This is a genomic window from Verrucosispora sp. SN26_14.1 (genome assembly GCF_004307965.1).
Taxonomy (GTDB): Bacteria; Actinomycetota; Actinomycetes; order Mycobacteriales; family Micromonosporaceae; genus Micromonospora.
In genome coordinates, this window is record NZ_SISL01000541.1 from 1 (window position 1) to 3,549 (window position 3,549).

Genomic DNA, 3,549 nt, shown 5'->3' on the forward strand with positions numbered 1-3,549 from the left:
AGATGTGTAATAAGAGACAGCCGCCGGGCAGGTGCACCAGTCGGCCGTCGCCGAACATGCCGTACGCGGTGTCGGCGACCCGCTCGATGAGGTAGCGGTCGTGGCTGGCCACCACGATGGTGCCGGGCCAGGAGTCGAGCAGGTCCTCCAGCGCGGCCAGGGTGTCGGTGTCGAGGTCGTTGGTGGGTTCGTCGAACAGCAGCACGTTCGGTTCCCCGGCGAGCAGGCGCAGCATCTGGAGGCGCCGCCGCTCCCCGCCGGAGAGGTCACCGACCGGGGTCCAGAGACGCCGGTCGTCGAAGCCGAACACCTCGGCGAGCTGCGCGGCGGAGATCTCCCGGTCGCCGAGGCGTACCCGTCGGGCGACCTCCTCGACGGCTTCCAGGACCCGGAGTTCGCTGGGGAGTTCGGCCAACTCCTGGGAGAGGAAGGCCGGTCGTACCGTGGAGCCGGTGACCAGTCGCCCGCCGTCGGGGCGGGTGATGCCGGCGAGCATCCGCAGCAGGGTGGTCTTGCCCGCACCGTTGGCACCGAGGATCGCGACGCGGTCGCCGGGGCCGACCTGCCAGGTGGCGTCCTCCAGGATGGTCTTGGGACCGGCGTGCAGGCGGACGCCCTCCAGGTCGTACACCTGCTTGCCGAGCCGGGCGGTGGCCAGCCGTTGCAGCGACATGGTGTCGCGCGCCGGCGGCACGTCGGCGATGAGGGCGTTGGCGGCGTCGATGCGGAACTTCGGCTTGGAGGTCCGGGCCGGCGGGCCCCGGCGCAGCCAGGCGATCTCCTTGCGGAGCAGGTTCTGCCGCCGGGCCTCGGTGGCGGCGGCGATGCGTTCGCGTTCGGCCCGGGCGAGGATCCAGGCGGCGTAACCGCCCTCGTAGGCCCGGACCGCCTGGTCGGCGACCTCCCAGGTCTGGGTGCAGACCGCGTCGAGGAACCAGCGGTCGTGGGTGACCACGACCAGGGCGCCCTTGCGGCCGAGCAGGTGGTGGGCCAGCCAGTCGACGCCGCCGACGTCGAGGTGGTTGGTGGGCTCGTCGAGGATCAGCAGGTCGGCGTCGCGGACCAGCAGCGCGGCCAGCGCCACGCGGCGGCGCTCACCGCCGGACATCGGCCCGACCTGGGCGTCGAGGCCCAGGTGCGGCATGCCGAGCCCGTCGAGGATGGCGCGGACGCCCGCGTCGCCGGCCCACTCGTGTTCGGCGCCCATGCTCTCGGCGAGCCACTCGGTGCCCAGGACGACGTCCCGGACAGTGGCCTCGGGACTGAGGGTGAGGTTCTGCGGCAGCCAGGAGACGCGCAGGTCACGGCGGTGGGTGACCCGTCCGTCGTCGGGTTCCTCGGTCCGGGTGAGCAGCCGTAGCAGCGTCGACTTACCGGCGCCGTTGAGCCCGACCACACCGATCCGGTCGGCGTCGTCCAGACCGAGCGAGACGTCGGTGAGCAGCGGCCCGGCGGCGCCGTAGCCCTTGGACACCCGGTCCAGGTTGACGATGTTGGCCACGAACCCACCTTCCATGATCAAGGCGTCCCGGTGCCGGCGGGCACCTGGGGACGCCTGGCCTTCCAGGGTACGCGGAACACCGCCACCCCTCGGCGCCCGCCCGACCGGGCCCGCCACCCCTCCGGCCCACCCTGCCCCGGTAGCACCGACCCACCGACGCTCACCTTGCTCCCCACGCGCCCATGACCAGGGTGACGTCCCCCGGGGCGGAGCCGACACCTGCTGGAGCTGGCTCTCCCACGGCAACGCGCGGCCCGTCCGCCCGCCGTGCTCCCTCGCCGTGTTCCCGCCGTGTTTCCCCGTTCGACGGTCCGGCAGGACCTCTGCTGGGCTGCCTTTCGAGCTGATCCGCCGATGCTCTCGCCACCTCGGCGCCACCCGAACCACCCGAACCACCCGAACCCGAGACCGTACGCCCGGTTCAGCGCGAACATGCCAGCAAGGAACTGCACGCAGCGTGACAAGCGCAGAGCAGCCGTCTCCCGAGCATGATCCGTTCCCGCCATCAGCTCGGAGGGCGGTGCTCCAGCCACGGCCCCGCCGCCTGACACCACGCGTGAACTGTCCCCGCCATCAGCTCGACAGGGAACGTACACCAGGCCGCCTCGCTCGGCGCCCCTGCTGGGCGCCACAGCCGGCCGCCTGACACCACGCGCGATCCGTCCCCGCCATCAGCCCGCTGTGGCCGCGCCCCGGCCACGACCCCCGCCGACTGACAACCCGCGCGATCCGTCCTCGCCGTCAGCTCGACAGGGACCGCGCACGACCACGACCTCACGCCTGACGCGAACCGTTCCCGCCGTCAGCGCGACAGGACCGCACCGTGAACACGGCCCCGCGCCTGACGCGGCTCGGGGTCAGGGGCCAGCCCGGTGCGGTGGTGTCAGGTGACGCGGGCGCCGTGGACCGGGCCGTGGGCGACGCGGGCCTCGCGGCACACGCCGGCGGCCTCCAGTTCGGCGGCGATACGTTCGGCGTCGGCGGCGCCGGCGGTGAGGAAGACGCACGTCGGACCGGAACCGGAGACGATGCCGGCGAGCGCGCCGGCCGCCTCGCCGGCCTTGAGGGTGTCGGCGAGGGCGGGACGCATGGCCAGTGCGGCGTCCTGCAGGTCGTTACCGAGGGTGGGGGCGAGCACCCGGGGGTCGCGTTGGCGCAGCGCGCCGAGCAGTCTGTCGGTGCTGCCGAGCGGCTCACCGGCGGTGCCGGCGTCGCGGAGCCGGTCGAGTTCCCGGTACGCCTGTGGGGTGGAGAGGCCACTGTCGGCGATGGCGACGACCCAGTGCCAGGAGGTCGGCCGGGCCAGCACGGGGCTGACCGCTTCGCCCCGGCCGGTGCCGAGCGCGGTGCCGCCGTGGATCAGGAAGGGGACGTCCGAGCCGAGGTCCGCGGCGATGCCGGCCAGTTCGTCGCGGGACAGGCCGGTGCCCCAGAGGGCGTCGCAGGCGACCAGTGCGGCGGCGGCGTCGGCACTGCCACCGGCGAGACCACCGGCGAGCGGGATCTGCTTGCGCAGGTGCAGCCGGGCGTGCGGCATCACACCGCTGTAGCCGGCGAGGGCGTGGGCGGCCCGGATGACCAGGTTGGAGTCGTCGAGGGCGAGTTCTCCGGTGCCCTCCCCCTCCATGGTGAGGGTGAGCGTGTCGCCCCGCCTCGCGGTCAGCTCGTCATAGATCGAGATCGCGTGGTAGATGGTGTTCAACTCGTGGTAGCCGTCGCGTCGCAGCGGGCCGACGCCCAGGTGCAGGTTGATCTTGGCGGGCACCCGTACGCGGACCGGTCCGCCGGCACCACGCCGTTCCTCACCCTCCGGTCGCCATGCCTCGGTCACCGGACGGTGTCCCGTGGACGCATCCGGGTGTCGAACGGCTTCTCCACGATCAGCTCCTCGGCGGTGTCGGCGACCGGTACCGGCGTCCGCGTCAGCCTACTGCGCGGCCGACGGGTGGTTCGGGGCCGACGCGGCAATGGCGGCGAACTGCTCGACGGTGAGTGACTCGCCACGTGCACCGGGGTCGACTCCGGCGGCGGTGAGCGCCGCGGCGGCC

At 73.2% G+C, this 3,549-nt stretch carries 2 protein-coding genes and 1 pseudogene; all 3 read right to left on the reverse strand.

The window, feature by feature from the left end; all coding sequences use genetic code 11:
• A partial coding sequence (locus tag EYA84_RS28670) for an ABC-F family ATP-binding cassette domain-containing protein (protein WP_131057083.1) occupies window positions 1–1,501 on the reverse strand: 1,501 nt, incomplete at its 3' end.
• A gap of 883 nt (window positions 1,502–2,384) precedes the next feature.
• Entirely contained in the window at window positions 2,385–3,332 is a 948-nt protein-coding gene (locus EYA84_RS28675) for a 4-(cytidine 5'-diphospho)-2-C-methyl-D-erythritol kinase (protein ID WP_131057085.1), read from the reverse strand.
• 96 nt (window positions 3,333–3,428) lie between these two features.
• Window positions 3,429–3,549: pseudogene (locus EYA84_RS28680) on the reverse strand (16S rRNA (adenine(1518)-N(6)/adenine(1519)-N(6))-dimethyltransferase); the annotation flags it as partial.